Here is a 14,164-nt window from a genome sequence, read left to right as displayed (position 1 = left end):
CTAATAAAGGTGCATCTTAGTCCCCATGCACGACGACTGTCATGAGAGGAATCCGATGAGCGATCAGGCATTCGCCCAGGCCGACCCCGACTGGCTCAAGCTGATCGGCGAGGCCCGTGACTGGCTGGCCGGGCCGCTCGGCCAGTTGCTGCTGGGCGAGGAGCGGCGCCTGCTGGAGGAGGAGCTGGCGAAATTCTTTGGCGGTTACCTGGTCAGCTATGGCCCGGGGGCCGAGCCGCCGCCGGATGCCGGGCAGATCCAGTGCAACGTGCGCCTCGGGGCGCCGCTGCCGGGGGTGCAGATCGTCTGCGAGGAGCAGGCCTGGCCGCTCAGCGAGCACGCCGCCGACGTGGTGGTGCTGCAGCACGGCCTGGATTTCAGCCTGTCGCCGCACGGCCTGCTGCGCGAGGCGGCGCGCAGCGTGCGGCCGGGCGGCCATCTGCTGATTCTCGGCATCAACCCCTGGAGCAGCTGGGGCGCCTGCAGCCTGTTCGCCGGCGACGGACTCAAGCGCGCACGCTGCATCTCGCCCAATCGGGTCGGCGACTGGTTGACCCTGCTCGGCTTCGCGCTGGAGAAACGCCGCTTCGGGTGCTATCGTCCGCCGCTCGCTGCAGCGGCCTGGCAAGCGCGCCTGAGCCGACTGGAGCAATGGGGCGAGGCCTGGCAGTTGCCGGGCGCCGGCTTCTATCTATTGGTGGCGCGCAAGCTGGTGGTCGGCTTGCGCCCGCTGCGTCCGGCACGCCGCGAGCCCATGGGCAAGCTGCTGCCGATGCCGGTGGCCAAGGTCAGCCGGCGCAATGCCGAACGTTAGGCGCTCTACGAGAAGCGCCTGCGCGCGGCGATTTTCGTAGGCCTGGAAACAATGTCTGAAACCGATCAAGTCGTGATCTATACCGATGGTGCCTGCAAGGGCAATCCTGGCCCCGGCGGCTGGGGCGCTCTACTGGTCTACCGGGGGGCGGAAAAGGAACTCTGGGGCGGCGATCCCAGTACCACCAACAATCGCATGGAGCTGATGGCGGCGATTGCCGGGCTGGTCGCCCTGACCCGGCCCTGCTCGGTCAAGCTGGTGACCGACTCGCAGTACGTGATGAAGGGCATCCAGGAATGGTTGCCGAACTGGAAGAAGCGCGGCTGGAAAACCGCTGCCAAGGAGCCGGTGAAGAATGCCGACCTCTGGCAGAAGCTGGACGAGGAGGTCAACCGTCACCAGGTCAGCTGGCAATGGGTGCGCGGCCACACCGGCCATCCTGGCAACGAGCGTGCCGACCAGCTGGCCAACCGCGGCGTCGACGAGGTGCGCGCGGCGCGCTGAGCCGCTGGGTTAAGATGCCGCGTTGGCCGCGTGCGGCAAGCGATTGATGAGAGAGACGAGACGTGACAAGCGATAACAGTGTCATCCGCTACGTGGTGCTGGACACCGAAACCACGGGTATGCCGGTCGCCGAGGGGCACCGCATCATCGAGATCGGCTGCGTCGAGCTGATGGGCCGGCGCCTGACCGGGCGGCATTTTCACGTCTACCTCAACCCGGATCGCGAGATCGACGAAGGCGCCATCGCGGTTCACGGCATCACCAACGAATACGTCGCCGACAAACCGCGGTTCAAGGACGTGGCCGATGAGTTCTACGAATTCATCAAGGGCGCCCAGCTGATCATCCACAACGCGGCGTTCGACGTCGGCTTCATCAACAACGAGTTCGCCCTGCTGGGGCAGAGCGAACGCGCCGACGTCAGCGACTACTGCACCGTGCTCGACACCCTGATGATGGCGCGCGAGCGGCATCCGGGGCAGCGCAACAGCCTGGATGCGCTGTGCAAGCGCTACGGCGTGGACAATTCCAACCGCGAACTGCACGGCGCCTTGCTCGACTCGGAGATCCTTGCCGACGTCTACTTGGCGATGACCGGCGGGCAGACCAACCTGTCGCTGGCCGGCGAAGGCGGCGACGGCGATGGCAGCGGTCGTCAGCAGGCCACTCCGATCCGCCGTCTGGACGCCGCGCGGCCGCGCACCCGGGTGATTCGCGCCAGCCAGGACGAGCTGGCCGCGCACCTGACGCGGCTGGCGGCCATCGAGAAATCCGCCGGTGGGCCGGCCTTGTGGGCGCAGTTGGAACAGGCGCCGGAATAAGCCAACAGCGCAATTGCGACCTTTTCGTATAGCGTGACGCATGGGGGGTTCCGCCCGTTCGGGCGAATCTCTACCCTGAGACGATGGGCAGGTCGGACCTGCCAGCCTTCAGGACGTCACAATGTACAAAGACCTCAAATTCCCCGTCCTCATCGTCCACCGCGATATCAAGGCCGATACCGTCGCCGGTGATCGCGTGCGTGCTATCGCCCAGGAGCTGACGCAGGACGGTTTCAGCATCCTGCCCACCGCCAGCGCCGCCGAGGGGCGCATCGTCGCCTCCACCCACCACGGCCTGGCCTGCATCCTGGTGGCCGCCGAGGGCGCGGGGGAGAACCAGCGCCTGCTGCAGGACATGGTCGAGCTGATCCGCATCGCCCGGGTGCGCGCGCCGCAGCTGCCGATCTTCGCCCTGGGCGAGCAGGTCACCATCGAGAACGCGCCGGCCGAGGCCATGGCCGATCTCAACCACCTGCGCGGCATCCTCTATCTATACGAGGACACCGTGTCCTTCCTCGCCCGCCAGGTGGCGCGCGCCGCACACAATTACCTCGACGGCCTGCTACCGCCGTTCTTCAAGGCGCTGGTGCAGCACACCGCGCAATCGAACTATTCCTGGCACACGCCCGGCCACGGCGGCGGTGTGGCCTACCGCAAGAGCCCGGTGGGGCAGGCCTTCCACCAGTTCTTCGGCGAGAACACGCTGCGCTCGGACTTGTCCGTGTCGGTGCCGGAGCTGGGCTCGCTGCTCGATCACACGGGCCCCTTGGCCGAGGCCGAGGCCCGCGCCGCGCGCAACTTCGGCGCCGACCACACCTTCTTCGTGATCAACGGCACCTCGACGGCGAACAAGATCGTCTGGCACTCGATGGTCGGCCGCGACGACCTGGTACTGGTGGATCGCAACTGCCACAAGTCGATCCTGCATTCGATCATCATGACCGGCGCCATTCCGCTGTACCTGTGCCCGGAGCGTAACGAGCTGGGCATCATCGGGCCGATTCCCCTGAGTGAGTTCAGCAGGGAGTCGATCCAGGCCAAGATCGACGCCAGCCCGCTGGCCAAGGGGCGCGCGCCCAAGGTCAAGCTGGCGGTGGTGACCAACTCCACCTACGACGGTCTGTGCTACAACGCCGAGATGGTCAAGCAGGCCCTGGGCGATTCGGTCGAGGTGCTGCACTTCGACGAGGCCTGGTACGCCTACGCCGCCTTCCACGAGTTCTACGCCGGGCGCTACGGCATGGGCACCCGGTGCGACGAACATTCGCCACTGGTGTTCAGCACCCATTCCACGCACAAGCTGCTGGCGGCCTTCAGCCAGGCCTCGATGATTCACGTGCAGGACGGCGGGCAGCGCCAGCTGGATCGCGACCGCTTCAACGAAGCCTTCATGATGCACATCTCCACCTCGCCGCAGTACGGCATCATCGCCTCGCTGGACGTGGCCTCGGCGATGATGGAGGGCCCGGCTGGCCGCTCGCTGATTCAGGAAACCTTCGACGAGGCGCTGAGCTTCCGCCGCGCCCTGGCCAACGTGCGGCGCAATCTCGACGCCGATGACTGGTGGTTCAGCATCTGGCAGCCGGCGGCGGCCGACGGTGCCGATAGCCTGGCCACCGCCGACTGGGTGTTGCAGCCGGATGCCGACTGGCATGGCTTCGGTGAAGTGGCCGAGGACTACGTGCTGCTCGATCCGATCAAGGTGACCCTGGTGATGCCCGGACTCAATGCCGCCGGCAAGCTGGAGGAGCAGGGCATCCCCGCGGCGGTGGTCAGCAAGTTCCTCTGGGAGCGTGGCCTGGTGGTGGAGAAGACCGGTCTGTATTCCTTCCTGGTGCTGTTCTCCATGGGCATCACCAAGGGCAAGTGGAGCACCCTGCTGACCGAACTGCTGGAGTTCAAGCGCAGCTACGACGCCAACCTGCCGCTGACCCAGGTGCTGCCGTCCATCGCCCAGGCCGGCGCGGGGCGCTACCAGGGCATGGGCCTGCGCGACCTGTGCGACGCGTTGCACGGCTGCTACCGCGACAACGCCACGGCCAAGGCGCTGAAAAGCATGTACACGGCGCTGCCGGAAGTGGCGATCAAACCGGCCGACGCCTACGATCGCCTGGTGCGCGGCGCGGTGGAGGCAGTGCCGATCGAGCGGCTGGAGGGGCGCATCGCCGCAGTGATGCTGGTGCCCTATCCGCCGGGCATCCCGCTGATCATGCCGGGCGAACGCTTCACCGCGGCGAGCCGTTCGATCCTCGACTACCTGGCCTTCGCCCGCACCTTCGACCAGGCCTTCCCGGGCTTCGATATCGACGTGCACGGCCTGCAGACCGAGGCCGGCCAGTACTGCGTCGACTGCCTGGTGGAGTGAGCTTGGTGCTCTGCCGAGGGGGCGAGACCCTCGGCAGATCAATCCCTTATTCACGATAGTCAAAGCAGTTCTTAACCTCCGGGGCGTGCCCTGCGTCACAGCGGCAAGCATCGACTTTTATGTCGTGCTTGTTATAGTTGCTCGGTTTTAATCACAAAATAATTGCGTGCGCTGCCGAGCAGCGGCTGAGGATGACTGCCGTGTCCGACTACCAAGCCTTTCGCGTCGAACTGGCGGACAAGATCGCCCATGTGCAGATCAACCGTCCGGACAAGGTCAATGCCATGAACGCCGACTTCTGGCGCGAGATCGTCGAGATCTTCCGCTGGGTCGACGCCACCGATGCGGTGCGGGTGGTGGTGCTGTCCGGCGCCGGCAAGCATTTCTCCTCCGGCATCGACCTGATGCTGCTGGCCTCGGTCGGCGCCCAGCTGGGCAAGGACGTCGGCCGCAATGCCGATGCCCTGCGGCGCAAGATCCTCGAGCTGCAGGCGTCCTTCAACGCCGTCGACCAGTGCCGCAAGCCGGTGCTGGCAGCCATCCAGGGCTACTGCCTGGGCGGCGCCATCGACCTGATCAGTGCTTGCGACATGCGTTATTCCACGCTGGACGCGCAGTTCTCGATCAAGGAAATCGACATGGGCATGGCCGCCGACGTCGGCACCCTGCAGCGCCTGCCGCGGATCATCGGCGATGGCATGATGCGCGAGCTGGCGTTCACCGGGCGCAGCATCGACGGCGCCGAGGCCCAGCGCATCGGTCTGGTCAACCGCACCTACGAGAGCCAGGAGGCGCTGCTCGCCGGGGTGCTGCAGATCGCCGGCGAGATCGCGGCTAAGTCGCCGGTGGCGGTGCGCGGCACCAAGGAAATGATTCGCTACATGCGCGACCACCGGGTCGACGATGGCCTCGAGTACATCGCCACCTGGAACGCGGCCATGCTGCAGTCCGAAGACCTGCGCCTGGCCATGACAGCGCACATGAGCAAGCAGAAACCGGAGTTCGCCGACTGATGCCGTATCCACTGTTGTCCGCAGCGAGCCGCGAGGTGCCTAGAGCATGGTGAGTGGAGCCACATCCCTGAGCCTGGTGCGCGACGAACTGTTCGTCACCATGGAAGAGGCCGAGCAGAGCCTCGAGCACTTCATCGCCGAACGGCACAACGGCAGCCTGTTGCAGCAGGCGGTGGAGAGCCTGCAGCAGGTGCGCGGCACGCTCAATTTGATCGAGCTGGCCGGCGCCGAGCTGCTGGCCCAGGAAGTGCTGGACCAGGCCACCGACATCCCCGCCGGCGCCGGCGAGGAGCGCGACGTGCAGCTGGCGGCGCTGAGCAACGCGCTGCACGTGCTGCGCCGCTACCTGGAAAACGTCGACGCCCATCGCCAGGAAATGCCCGAGCTGCTGCTGCCGGCGATCAACGACCTGCGCCAGGCCGGCGCCCAGCAGCCGCTGCCGGAAAGCTTCTTCTTCAGCGTGCGCCTCGACCAGGCCCGACCGCACAGCGCCAGCTTGGCACTCGACGGCGCGGCCAAGCTGGCCGAAGGCAAGCGCCTGCGCCATATGTACCAGGTGGGCTTGCTCGGCTTTATCCGCGAGCAGAACCCACAGGCCAGCCTCAAGCTGATGGTGCGCGCCATGGGCCGCCTGGACAGCCTGTTCGCCAACGAGCCGCGCGGGCGCATGTGCTGGATCGGCGCCGCCGCCATTGAGGCGCAGAGCGACGGCCAGTTGCTGCCGCGCAAGTCGCGCAAGCAGCTGTTCTCGCGCCTGGATCGCGAACTCAAGCTGATGCTGGGCAACCCGCAGTACGAGGCGCCGCGCAGCCTGCTCAAGGAATTGCTGTACCTGGTGGCCCTGGCCGACAGTCACGGCCCGCATGCCAGCGCCATGCGCCAGGTGTTCGGCCTGACCCCGCTGCCGTTCACTGACCACCTGCTGGAAGCCGAGTACCAGCGCCTGGCCGGCCCCGGCAAGGCGGTGATGCGTTCGCTGTCCACCGCCATTCGCGAGGAGCTGGCCAGCGTCAAGGACATGCTCGACCTGATGGAGCGCGGCACCCTGCAGAGCGAGACCCTGGGCACGCTGCACGCCCTGCTCGGCAAGCTGGCCAAGACCCTGGGCATGGTCGGCCTGACCTCCGCCGGCAACGCCCTCGGCGCCCAGTTGCCACTGGTCGCCGCCTGGAGCGACGCCACGCCGCCGGCGCCTGCGCAGTTGCACAAGCTGGCCGATGCGGTGCTCTACGTCGAAGGCATGGTCGCCAGTCTGGAACGCGGCGAAAGCCGCGACACGCGGCCGACCCCGGCCGAGCCGGGCAGCGAGGCCGATTCCTTCGCCAGCCACCAGCTCAACGAGGCGCGCATCGTCGTGGTCGATGAGGCTCAGGCCGGCCTGGCCCTGGCCAAGCGTGCGATCACCGCCTACCTGGAAGCCGGCGGCGACAGGATGCACCTGGCCAACGTGCCGTTCAGCCTGCAGGCGGTGCGTGGCGGCCTGTGGTTCCTCGAGCAGCGCCGTGCGGCGACCCTGGTCGGCGCCTGCGCCGACTATATCCAGACGCGCATGCTCGAGTCCGGGCAGATGCCCTCCGAGCAGATGCTGGAAACCCTGGCCGACGCCCTGAGCAGCCTGGAGTACTACCTGGAAGCCGGCGCCGTGCTGCGTCCGGAAACCCAGCCCAGTGTACTCGACCTGGCCGAGGAGAGCGTCAAGGCCCTGGGAATGCCGGTGGCGGCCTGATGGTCTGGCGCAACGCCTTTCTCGACCCCGCCCGGCCCGGCGGTTGGGCGCTGCTGTACTGCCAGCAGCAGTTTCTCGCCGACGCCAACGGCGTGCTGTTTCCCCGCGACTGGATCAAGCGCCAGGAGCTGGACATTCTCGCCGAGCAGGGCATCGGTCATTTCGGCGAGGATGCCGTCTACCTGCTGCAGGTTACGCCCTCCACCCAGCTGGACGGCGCCAGCTGGCAGAGCCTGCGCCAGTTCATGCTGCAGGGCGAGGCCGAGACCTTCCGCATGCTCGCCTACGCCGCGCAGATCGGCACCTGGTATGCCGAGCATCGTTTCTGCGGCAGTTGCGGCGCGCCGACCCGCCAGCTACCCGGCGAGCGGGCGATGCGCTGCGACGCCTGCGAGTCGCAACACTATCCGCGCATCTCGCCGAGCATGATCGTGCTGGTCAGCCGCGGCGACGAAATCCTTCTGGCCCGTTCGCCGCGTTTCGTTGCCGGGGTCTACAGCACCCTGGCCGGCTTCGTCGAGCCGGGCGAGTCGGTGGAACATTGCGTGGCGCGCGAGGTGCGCGAGGAAGTCGGCGTCGAGGTGCGCAACCTGCAGTACATCGGCAGTCAGGGTTGGCCCTTCCCGCATTCGCTGATGCTCGGCTTTCACGCCGAGTACGCCGGCGGCGAGATCGTCATGCAGGCGGACGAGATCGAGGATGCCCGCTGGTTCCGCGTCGACGACTTGCCGCCGCTGCCGGCGTCGCGCTCCATCGCCCGCCACCTGATCGATCTCTACGTGGCACGCCGATTGGGTTTGCCCGAGCCTGTGCTGCCAGCGTAAGACCCCTTGTAGGAGCGGCTTCGGCCGCGAACCTCGGTTACCTTTTCGCGGCTCAAGCCGCTCCTACAAGATCCCGGATGGCCCGTCGGAGCTAGCCAAACCAGTGCTGCCAGGCCAGGCGCGCGGTCAGCGCCAGCACCACCAGGATGAACACCGGGCGGATGAACTTCGAGCCGCCCTTGATCGCCGTGCGTGCGCCGAGGAAGGCGCCGACCATCAACGCCGCGCCCATGCTCAGTCCCAGCACCCAGGCCACCTGCCCGAAGGCGATGAACACCGCCAGCGCCGCGGCGTTGCTGACGAAGTTCATGGTACGTGCCACGCCGCTGGCGCGAACCAGGTCGAGCGGGTAGAGCAGCAGGCTGCTGACGGTCCAGAAGGCGCCAGTGCCGGGGCCGGCGACGCCGTCGTAGAAGCCCAGGCCAAGGCCTTGCGGCCACTGGCGGCCGCGGGCGATGGGCAGGTTCTGCTCGCTCGGCGCTTCGGGCGTGCGACCGAACAGCAGGTACAGACCGCAGGCGAACACCACCGCCGGCAGCATCTGGTTGAGCCATTCGGCCGGCAGCCAGTGGGCGATCAGCGCGCCGAGCAGGGCGCCGATCAGCGTGGCCAGCAGCGCCCCGCGCCATTGTCCGGGATCGAACAGCTTGCGCCGGTAGAAGGTCAGCGCCGCGGTGCCCGAGCCGAAGGTGGCGCACAGCTTGTTGGTGCCCAGCACCAGGTGCGGCGGCAGCCCGGCGGTGAGCAGCGCGGGAATGGTCAGCAGGCCGCCGCCGCCGGCGATGGCGTCGATGAATCCGGCGATGAAGGCGACCAGCGCCAGGATGGCCAGGGTGCTGGGATCGATGGCGAGTTCGAGAGCGAAGGGCATATAAAGTGTCGACTTGTGGGCGAGTGCGCAGCCTGCCGACTGTTCGGCGTCCGGCGAGCTGCGCATAATGCCGGGATTTTCCGGCGGAAGGAACGCAATAGATGCAATACGACGGGTTGGCCTGGGCGGTGGCGCTGCTGGCGGTGCTGGCACTGCTGGTGGCGCTGCGCATTCTGCTCAATAGCGGCTGGTTTCTCGGCTGGCTGCGCGGCACCTGCGGCCTGGCGTTCCTTGCCCTGGCCGGCCTGGTCGGCCTGGTCGCCTACGACCTCTACAGCTACGCGCCGTTGCCGCAGGGTAAGCCGCTGGCGACGCTCAGTTTCAAGGCCGACGGCCCGCAGCGTTACCGCGTCAGCCTGCTGGAAGGTGGCCGCGAGCGCACGCTGATCCTGGAGGGTGATCTGTGGCAGCTCGATGGTCGGCTGATCCGCTGGAAGGGCCTGGCCGAGCTGATCGGCCTGGAGCCCGGCTACCGTTTCGAGCGCTTGTCCGGGCGCTTTCTCGCCATCGAACAGCAGGCCCTGGCCCAGCACGGTCGCGTGCAGCTGGCCGAGAGTCCCTACGGCGTCGACCTGTGGCGCTGGCTGCGCCTGAGCCAGCGCGACCTGCTGCTGTTCGACCCGCAGGCATTGCGCGTGACCTACCTGCCGATCGCCGCCGATGCGGTGTACAGCGTCAGCCTGACGCCGACCGGGCTGCTGGCCGAGCCGATGAATCCGGCAGCCGAAGCGGCATTGAAGGATTGGTAGCGGCCGCTTTGCGGCCATTTGGCGACCCGGAGGGTGTCCGAAGGGCGGGAGAGGAGAGCGAAATATCCTACAAAGCAAAAAGGCACCCTAGGGTGCCTTCGTCGTTTATGCCGCTTGACCTCAGGAGAGGAAGCCGCCGTCGACGTTGAGCGCCACGCCGGTGGTGTAGCTGGACGCTGCGCTGGCCAGGTACAGCACCGCGCCGGCCATCTCGCTGGGGTCGGCCACGCGCTTGAGCGGAATACGCTGCAGCGCCATGTTGAGAATGGCGTCGTTCTTGGTCAGTGCCGAGGCGAACTTGGTGTCGGTCAGGCCAGGCAGCAGGGCGTTGCAGCGGATGCCGAACTGCGCGCACTCCTTGGCGAACACCTTGGTCATGCTGATCACCGCGGCCTTGGTCACCGAGTAGATGCCCTGGAACTCGCCGGGCGAGACGCCGTTGATCGAGGCGACGTTGATGATCGAGCCGCCGCCACCCGCCTTCATCAGCTTGCCGCCTTCGATGGACATGAAGTAGTAGCCGCGGATATTCACGTCCACGGTCTTCTGGAAGGCGCCGAGGTCGGTATCCAGCACGTTGCAGAACTGCGGGTTGGTGGCGGCGTTGTTGACCAGGATGTCGAGGCGGCCGAACTGCTCCTTGATCTGCGCGAAGACGCTGGCGATCTGCTCCATCTCGCCGATGTGGCAGGCGATGGCAGTGGCCTTGCCGCCCTCGGCGATGATGGCGTCGGCCACGGCCTGGCAGCCCTCGAGCTTGCGGCTGGAGACGATCACGTGCGCGCCTTGCTGGGCCAGCAGCTTGGCGATGGCCTCGCCGATGCCGCGGCTGGCGCCGGAAACGAAGGCGATCTTGCCGTCGAGGTCGAACAGTTGGGTCTTGGACATTGTGATTACCCCGGGGTTAGAGAGTGGATTTGCCGATGACCTGCAGGCTCATCTGCTCCAGCAGCTTGTTCATCTGAATGAACTGGGCGAAACGCTTGTCCTGGGTCTGGCCATGGTAGAAGCGGTAGTAGATCTGCTGGACGATGCCGGCCAGGCGGAACAGGCCGTAGGTGTAATAGAAGTCGAAGCTCTTGATCTCGATGCCGGCCTGCTTGGCGTAATAGTCGACGAACTGCTGGCGGGTGAGCATGCCGGGGGCGTTGCTCGGCTGGCGGCGCATCAGTTGCACCGGCGCCGGGTCGCCGGCCTCGATCCAGTAGGCCAGGGTGTTGCCCAGGTCCATCAGCGGGTCGCCGATGGTGGTCATTTCCCAGTCGAGCACGCCGATGATCTGCATCGGGTTGTTCGGGTCGAGGATGACGTTGTCGAAGCGGTAGTCGTTGTGCACGATGCCCGGCTTGTGGTGGTCGGCCGGCATCTTGTCGCGCAGCCAGGCCTTGACCGGCTCCCAGGTGGGCGCATCGGGGGTCAGGGCCTTCTCGTAACGGCTGATCCAGCCGCCGATCTGGCGCTCCACATAGCCTTCCGGCTTGCCCAGGTCGCCGAGGCCGCAGGCGTTGTAGTCGACGTTGTGCAGCTCCACCAGCTTGTCGATAAAGCTCTTGCACAGCGCGCGGGTCTGCTCGGGGCTGAAGTTCAGCTCGGCCGGCATCTCCGAGCGCAGGATGATGCCCTTGACCCGCTCCATCACGTAGAACTCGGCGCCGATCACCGACTCGTCGGTGCAGTGCACGTAGGCCTTGGGGCAGTAGGGGAAACCGGCATTGAGCTGGTTGAGGATGCGGTACTCGCGGCCCATGTCGTGCGCCGACTTGGCCTTGTGGCCGAATGGCGGGCGGCGCAGGACGAACTCCTGCTGCGGGTACTCGATCAGGTAGGTCAGGTTCGAGGCGCCGCCGGGGAACTGGCTGATCTTCGCTGCGCCGCTCAGGCCGGGAATATGGGCCTTGAGATAGGCGTCGATGACGGCGGCGTCGAGCTCTTCGCCTGCGCGGATGCGGGTGGATTGGTCGGTGAGCGCCATGCTTATCCCTTCTACTTATGATGGGTGCCCTAGATAATTGGCTAATCTAATGCTGCACCCGAACCGTCACAAGCAATACGCGCCGTTATAGGCGGGCGTGTTGCACCACAATCAAGCTGCCTGATTCGCCCGCAGGCGGCGGCTGCGCATAAAAAAACCGGAGCCCAAGGACTCCGGTTTCGTCTGTGTCACGGTCAGCCTAGGCGCTTAGACCGGGAACAGTTCGCCCAGCTTCATCGCCAGCATCATGTCGCCTTCGGCGCGCAGCTTGCCGGCCATGAAGGCCTGCATGCCGTCGGTTTCGCCGCTGGTGATGCCCTTGAGGGTTTCGCTGTCCATGATCAGGGTCACGTTGGCGTTCGGGTTGTCGCCTTGCTCGACGGCGCAGGTGCCGTCCTTGACGATCAGCGCGTAGTTCTCGCCGTCTTCGATATTGAACTGGAACACCAGATCCAGGCCGGCAGCGGCGCTGGCGTTGAACTTGGATTGCATGGTTTGGACGATGTCAGCAACGCTCATGGTCTTATCCTTTTTTCAGGTTTTTCGCGCAGCCTCGCGGCCGCAGTGGGCCAAAACTCATCGGTAGGTGATGAGCTCCGGCGCCTTCAGCAGCTGCAGATGCACATGGCTGTTGAAGGAAGCCAGACTCACCTCGCGGCCGCGGAACTTCAGCTGGCTGAGCGAGGTGTTGACGATTTGCCAATTCAGTTCGAAGGCCTTGTCCGCCGGTACGCCGGTGATCAGCCGGAGCAGGGCGGTGATGGTGCCGCCGGAGGTGAACACGGCGATGTTCTGTTTGCTCCGGGCCTGCTCGAGGATGCGGGTCAGGCCGCCTTCGACCTGCTCGACGTAGGCCTGCCAGCTCTGCAGGCCGGGCTGCTCGTACTCGCCGCAAACCCAGCGGGCAATCAACTTGGAGAACAGGCGCTGGAACTCGGCACGGTTCTGCGCGCCGTTACGCAGGATATGCAGGGCCTCGGGTTCTTCGGGCAGGATGCCGGGGAGCAGGGCGCGGATCACCGCATCGGCGTCGAACTCGTTGAAGGCCGCGTCGATGTCCAGCGGCGGGGCGTCGCTCATGCGCTGCAACGCGGCATTGGCGGTATGCTGCTGGCGGCGCAGGCTGCCGCTGACGCAACGATCGAAGACGATGCCGAGCTGATTCAGGTGCTCGCCCAATACTTCGGCCTGGCGCACGCCGGTGGCAGACAGGACATCGTAGTCGTCCGCGCCGAATGAGGCCTGGCCATGTCGAATCAGGTAAATGCTGCCCACGTCCGTTTCGGTCCCGGCGCGTTGAAAGTTCCGCGAGGGTATGAGGAAGCTCGGGGGCTGTCAACGAAAAAACATACGCTTGTTTGAATCCGCTGTGCGGTGCCCGTCGACCTTCGTCGCGCTTGGCCGCCGGCCGATGGCGCCGGTATGCTTGAGCCTTTGCGCGCCTCGGCGCCGCCGCATTGTCCAAGGGGGATCTGTGGAGTTTCTTAGCGAGTACGTCGGCTTTCTGGCGAAAACCCTGACCCTGGTGGTCGCCATCGTCCTGGTGCTGGCGGCGGTCGCCGCTACGCGCGGCAAGGGCCGGCGCAGCAGCGGCCAGTTGCAGGTGCACAAGCTCAACGACTTCTACAAGGATCTGCGCGAGCGCCTGGAGCACAGCGTGCTGCACAAGGACCAGCTCAAGGCCGCGCGCAAGGCCGAGGCCAAGGCGGCCAAACGGGAGAAGAAGCACCCGCCAAGCAAGCCGCGGGTGTTCGTGCTGGACTTCGACGGCGATATCAAGGCCTCGGCCACCGATCACCTGCGCCATGAGGTGACCGCGCTGCTGTCGCTGGCCAAGGCCTCGGACGAGGTGGTGCTGCGCCTGGAAAGCGGCGGCGGCATGGTGCACAGCTATGGCCTGGCTTCCTCGCAGCTGGTGCGCATTCGCGAGGCCGGCATCCCGCTCACCGTCTGCGTCGACAAGGTGGCGGCCAGCGGCGGCTATATGATGGCCTGCATCGGCCAGAAGATTCTCGCCGCGCCGTTCGCCATCCTCGGTTCCATCGGCGTGGTGGCGCAGCTGCCCAATGTGCATCGCCTGCTGAAGAAGCACGACATCGATTTCGAGGTGCTCACCGCCGGCGAGTACAAGCGCACCCTGACCGTATTCGGCGAGAACACCGAAAAAGGCCGGGAGAAGTTCCAGGAAGACCTGGAAACCACCCACGAGCTGTTCAAGGGCTTCGTCGCCCGTTACCGCCCGCAACTGGATATCGACGCCATCGCCACCGGCGAGGTCTGGCTGGGCCTGTCCGCCCAGGAGCGCCTGCTGGTGGACGAACTGAAGACCAGCGACCAATACCTGGCCGAGCGCGCTGCCGAGGCCGAGCTGTTCCACCTGCATTTCGCCCACAAGAAGAGCCTGCAGGAGCGCGTGGGGCTGGCTGCCAGCATGGCCCTGGACCGCTTCGTGCTGACCTGGCTGAGCAGACTCAATCAGCAGCGCTTCTGGTAAGAGCGCGCCAC

At 66.1% G+C, this 14,164-nt stretch carries 14 protein-coding genes; 9 read left to right on the top strand and 5 right to left on the bottom strand.

The genetic code is table 11. The features are described 5' to 3' along the window. Positions 1 to 55 precede the first annotated feature (55 nt). The 7 genes from N878_RS12265 (at position 56) to nudC (ending at position 8,067) form a co-directional block, all read left to right on the top strand. Positions 56 to 814, top strand: a complete 759-nt coding sequence (locus N878_RS12265) for a methyltransferase domain-containing protein (protein WP_021443945.1) — start codon at positions 56 to 58, stop codon at positions 812 to 814. Positions 815 to 865: 51 nt separating this feature from the next. Then, on the top strand, positions 866 to 1,318 hold the full coding sequence (gene rnhA / locus N878_RS12260) for a ribonuclease HI (RefSeq protein WP_021443944.1): 453 nt from the start codon (positions 866 to 868) through the stop codon (positions 1,316 to 1,318). Positions 1,319 to 1,401: 83 nt separating this feature from the next. Further along, a complete protein-coding gene (gene dnaQ, locus N878_RS12255; RefSeq protein WP_031303094.1) occupies positions 1,402 to 2,139 on the top strand; it encodes a DNA polymerase III subunit epsilon in 738 nt (245 codons plus the stop codon). A gap of 121 nt (positions 2,140 to 2,260) precedes the next feature. Next, positions 2,261 to 4,504 carry an Orn/Lys/Arg decarboxylase N-terminal domain-containing protein gene (locus N878_RS12250; RefSeq protein ID WP_021443942.1) on the top strand — a complete coding sequence of 748 codons (2,244 nt, stop codon included), beginning with the start codon at positions 2,261 to 2,263 and terminating at the stop codon, positions 4,502 to 4,504. Positions 4,505 to 4,704: 200 nt separating this feature from the next. Continuing rightward, the gene (locus tag N878_RS12245; RefSeq protein ID WP_031303093.1) at positions 4,705 to 5,517 is read left to right on the top strand and encodes a crotonase/enoyl-CoA hydratase family protein; all 813 of its coding nucleotides are present in this window, start codon (positions 4,705 to 4,707) and stop codon (positions 5,515 to 5,517) included. Positions 5,518 to 5,563: 46 nt separating this feature from the next. After that, positions 5,564 to 7,243, top strand: a complete 1,680-nt coding sequence (locus N878_RS12240; RefSeq protein ID WP_031303091.1) for a hypothetical protein — start codon at positions 5,564 to 5,566, stop codon at positions 7,241 to 7,243. After that, positions 7,243 to 8,067, top strand: a complete 825-nt coding sequence (gene nudC / locus N878_RS12235) for an NAD(+) diphosphatase (RefSeq protein WP_021443939.1) — start codon at positions 7,243 to 7,245, stop codon at positions 8,065 to 8,067. The genes N878_RS12240 and nudC overlap by 1 nt, the downstream gene beginning before the upstream one ends. A gap of 91 nt (positions 8,068 to 8,158) precedes the next feature. On the opposite strand, the gene N878_RS12230 is transcribed toward nudC, so the two are convergent. Further along, entirely contained in the window at positions 8,159 to 8,938 is a 780-nt protein-coding gene (locus tag N878_RS12230; RefSeq protein WP_021443938.1) for a TSUP family transporter, read from the bottom strand. 101 nt (positions 8,939 to 9,039) lie between these two features. On the opposite strand from N878_RS12230, the gene N878_RS12225 reads away from it, so the two are divergent. Beyond that, positions 9,040 to 9,687, top strand: a complete 648-nt coding sequence (locus N878_RS12225) for a hypothetical protein (protein ID WP_021443937.1) — start codon at positions 9,040 to 9,042, stop codon at positions 9,685 to 9,687. 120 nt (positions 9,688 to 9,807) lie between these two features. Here N878_RS12225 and N878_RS12220 read toward each other — a convergent pair whose 3' ends face one another. From N878_RS12220 to N878_RS12205, 4 genes are all read right to left on the bottom strand, one after another. After that, positions 9,808 to 10,575, bottom strand: coding sequence for an SDR family oxidoreductase (locus N878_RS12220; RefSeq protein ID WP_021443936.1), 768 nt, complete (start codon positions 10,573 to 10,575; stop codon positions 9,808 to 9,810). Between the two features lie 16 nt (positions 10,576 to 10,591). Then, entirely contained in the window at positions 10,592 to 11,659 is a 1,068-nt protein-coding gene (locus tag N878_RS12215) for a phosphotransferase family protein (protein ID WP_021443935.1), read from the bottom strand. 207 nt (positions 11,660 to 11,866) lie between these two features. Beyond that, positions 11,867 to 12,178, bottom strand: a complete 312-nt coding sequence (locus N878_RS12210) for an SCP2 sterol-binding domain-containing protein (RefSeq protein ID WP_003239871.1) — start codon at positions 12,176 to 12,178, stop codon at positions 11,867 to 11,869. Positions 12,179 to 12,235: 57 nt separating this feature from the next. Beyond that, positions 12,236 to 12,934, bottom strand: a complete 699-nt coding sequence (locus N878_RS12205; RefSeq protein WP_021443934.1) for a histidine phosphatase family protein — start codon at positions 12,932 to 12,934, stop codon at positions 12,236 to 12,238. A 199-nt stretch (positions 12,935 to 13,133) separates the two neighbouring features. On the opposite strand from N878_RS12205, the gene sohB reads away from it, so the two are divergent. Further along, complete coding sequence (gene sohB, locus N878_RS12200; protein ID WP_021443933.1) at positions 13,134 to 14,153, top strand: protease SohB; 1,020 nt, start codon at positions 13,134 to 13,136, stop codon at positions 14,151 to 14,153. Positions 14,154 to 14,164 lie beyond the last annotated feature (11 nt).

The sequence above is a fragment of the Pseudomonas sp. EGD-AK9 genome, assembly GCF_000465935.2.
Lineage (GTDB): Bacteria > Pseudomonadota > Gammaproteobacteria > Pseudomonadales > Pseudomonadaceae > Aquipseudomonas.
Note: the sequence above shows the minus strand (reverse complement) of the source record. Positions and strands in the feature narration are given on the sequence as shown.

Coding starts and splice junctions, on each gene's coding strand:
- N878_RS12265 (WP_021443945.1), top strand. CDS start 56: ATGAGCGATCAGGCATTCGCCCAGGCCGACCCCGACTGGCTCAAGCTG.
- rnhA (WP_021443944.1), top strand. CDS start 866: ATGTCTGAAACCGATCAAGTCGTGATCTATACCGATGGTGCCTGCAAG.
- N878_RS12250 (WP_021443942.1), top strand. CDS start 2,261: ATGTACAAAGACCTCAAATTCCCCGTCCTCATCGTCCACCGCGATATC.
- N878_RS12240 (WP_031303091.1), top strand. CDS start 5,564: ATGGTGAGTGGAGCCACATCCCTGAGCCTGGTGCGCGACGAACTGTTC.
- nudC (WP_021443939.1), top strand. CDS start 7,243: ATGGTCTGGCGCAACGCCTTTCTCGACCCCGCCCGGCCCGGCGGTTGG.
- N878_RS12230 (WP_021443938.1), bottom strand. CDS start 8,938: ATGCCCTTCGCTCTCGAACTCGCCATCGATCCCAGCACCCTGGCCATC.
- N878_RS12225 (WP_021443937.1), top strand. CDS start 9,040: ATGCAATACGACGGGTTGGCCTGGGCGGTGGCGCTGCTGGCGGTGCTG.
- N878_RS12220 (WP_021443936.1), bottom strand. CDS start 10,575: ATGTCCAAGACCCAACTGTTCGACCTCGACGGCAAGATCGCCTTCGTT.
- N878_RS12215 (WP_021443935.1), bottom strand. CDS start 11,659: ATGGCGCTCACCGACCAATCCACCCGCATCCGCGCAGGCGAAGAGCTC.
- N878_RS12210 (WP_003239871.1), bottom strand. CDS start 12,178: ATGAGCGTTGCTGACATCGTCCAAACCATGCAATCCAAGTTCAACGCC.